This is a genomic window from Mesorhizobium sp. M7A.F.Ca.US.002.01.1.1 (assembly GCF_004022955.1).
Classification (GTDB): domain Bacteria; phylum Pseudomonadota; class Alphaproteobacteria; order Rhizobiales; family Rhizobiaceae; genus Mesorhizobium; species Mesorhizobium ciceri.
The window spans coordinates 1-2,247 of the sequence record NZ_RZQE01000711.1 but is presented as its reverse complement, the minus strand read 5'-3'; the positions used below and the strand labels follow the sequence as shown (position 1 = coordinate 2,247).

2 protein-coding genes are annotated in these 2,247 nt (G+C 61.6%); both read left to right on the top strand.

From position 1 onward, the window contains the following. The coding region (locus EN932_RS34465; protein ID WP_164890791.1) for an AAA family ATPase at positions 1–888 on the top strand (888 nt) is incomplete at its 5' end. A 42-nt stretch (positions 889–930) separates the two neighbouring features. Then, positions 931–2,235: a DUF6638 family protein gene (locus EN932_RS34460; RefSeq protein WP_127369343.1), complete on the top strand. Its 1,305-nt coding sequence runs from the start codon at positions 931–933 to the stop codon at positions 2,233–2,235. The last annotated feature ends 12 nt before the right edge of the window (positions 2,236–2,247 follow it).

Sequence of the window (2,247 nt, the reverse complement as noted above, 5' to 3'; positions counted from 1 at the left end):
GACCAGATCTCGTCCTACCAGGGCAAGTCGGGCCAGAACTGCCGCCAGTTCATCAACAATGTCTTGAACCCGCGCGTCATCGGCTTCGGCACCATCGACGACATCGACCAGGTGGCGGCGCGCCGCTCCGACGACCGCGCCTCGGCCGGCCAGCAGGAAATAACAGGCGTCTTGATGGACGCCTTCGCCGGCGCCGCCACCGTGGTGCGCGGCAACTGCTCATTCGGCATGTTCTCCAACTACCCCGAAAATGTCGACGACGCGCTGCGCCAGCGCGCCGGCGCCCGCTGGCTGGTCGACGGGCCGCAGAGCCGCGACGACTACATCGATATTTTTGTCCTGCTGGCGGGGAAAAACCACAAGATCCCGCTCGGCGACCACGACCTCTACGCCGCGCAGGAAATCCAGCGCGCCGTGACCGAAGCCTATGAGGAGCACGAGAAGCCGCAGGAAGATGGGCTGATGAAGGTCTACGAGCGCTACATGAAGGAGAACGGCGCGCCGAAATCGATGGCCGATATCGGCACCTATCTGCACCTGATCAAGGATGCCGAGCCCCGCTTCACCGGTCGCGCCATCAAGAATGTCACCGACGCCATCAAGATGCGCGCCATGGACATCGAGCTTCCCGACGATTGGTTCGAGAAGCCGGAAGTCTTCATGCACAAGGGCTACGACGAGAAGAAAGCGATGATCGAGGAACTGCGCGGGCCGTTCTCGATGGACATGGTCATGCAGGAGATCAACCGCTACGCCGACTCGGAGTTCCGTTATTCCGACAAGTCCGACGACTCCGCCGTGGAAAAACTGCTGCGCGACGCCCGCCTGCGCGAACGGGCTGCGCGCGAGATGGAGGAGATGAAGAAGAAGGGGCTATGGAATGCGTGAGCTGCGCCGGCCTTCCCTTCACCCCTTGTGGGAGAAGGCAAGATGAGCCCCGCCAAAAAACCCGATCTCCTGCGCGACAATGAGCTGATCTATGGCCGGCTGCTGACGGTCGACGAGCCGCATCTGATCCAGCGCTACAACAAGGCGCTCGCCGCATTCGGCTTGAAGCCGACCAAGCTGAAGACCTTCCAGATCGATCGCACCGGCTTTTCGCCCGAAGTGGCCGAGGAATGCGACGACTACGACTATCTCGATCCCAACGAGGTCAACCGCCGTTTCATCATCCTGACGCCGTCGCAGATCGACCTGCCGGTGGTGCACACCGCCTTCTCCAACACCTCGCAGCTGATGTTCGAGTTCATGTCCAAGAACCAGCGCGCCATCGATGCGCTGACGATCAAGGATGTCATCTACGGCGAGATCGAGGATTCCGTTCCCAAGGTCAACGATATCGAGGACCTGCTGTCGATCAGCCAGGTCGAGTTCAAGGTGCTGTCGGCTGAGGATGTGCTGGGCAAGGCCGCCGAGCTCGGCAAGCTCGTCGACCGGTTGAAGCAGGAGCCCGACGCCTGGCGCGACAGCGCCATGCTGAACCGCATGGTCGAGCTCGCCAAGATCTGCGGCGACATCCGCGAGAACGCGCTGGTGCCCGACCAGGTGATCTTCCGCCACAACGCCTACTGGACCAGCCATTTCGGTGGCCTTTACGTCTTCGTCGACCCGGATGTGACGACGGTGATCAGCGATCCTGCGGCGCCAGGCTTCCGCCGTTCGCGGCCGTGGCAGGTCAGCTATCTCTCCATTAACGACGCCGACAAGGTATTCAAGTTCCTCGCCACCACCGGCCGCATCGAGTTGCCGCGCGCCTCCTGGGTCGAGGCCTCGGGCTATCTCGAGCACCGCGCCGAGATGGTGGTGCGCGCGCTGATCCGCGATGCCGAGCCGAACCGCAACTTGACCAATGTCGACAAGGTCTGGCTGCAGACCTGGATCCAGAGCCATGCCGACCTGATCACCAGCGACGGCAATTTCCCTTTCCTCAACGCCGCCAAGCGCGAGATCGCCCAGCTCGGCCACCTGAAGATCGAGGATGTCTTCCCGCAGCAGCGCTTCCTGGTGATCCGCGCCAAGCCTGACCATCCTGACGCCTGGCTGACCAACCGGCTGATCTCGGATTTCGTGCCGTCGGACTTCGTCTCGCGCTACATCTTCAACAAGGACGGCTTCTACAAGGACTATGGCGGCTTCAGCGACGCCTGGCGATCGCATGTTGTGGACGTTCTCAAAACCACATATTTGAAGGACAAGGTGGCGTTTCGCACGCGCCTCTACGGCCTGACTGACTAGAACGAAATGAAC

Excerpts from the sequence above, each read along its gene's own strand:
- EN932_RS34460 (WP_127369343.1), top strand. The coding sequence starts at position 931 with ATGAGCCCCGCCAAAAAACCCGATCTCCTGCGCGACAATGAGCTGATC.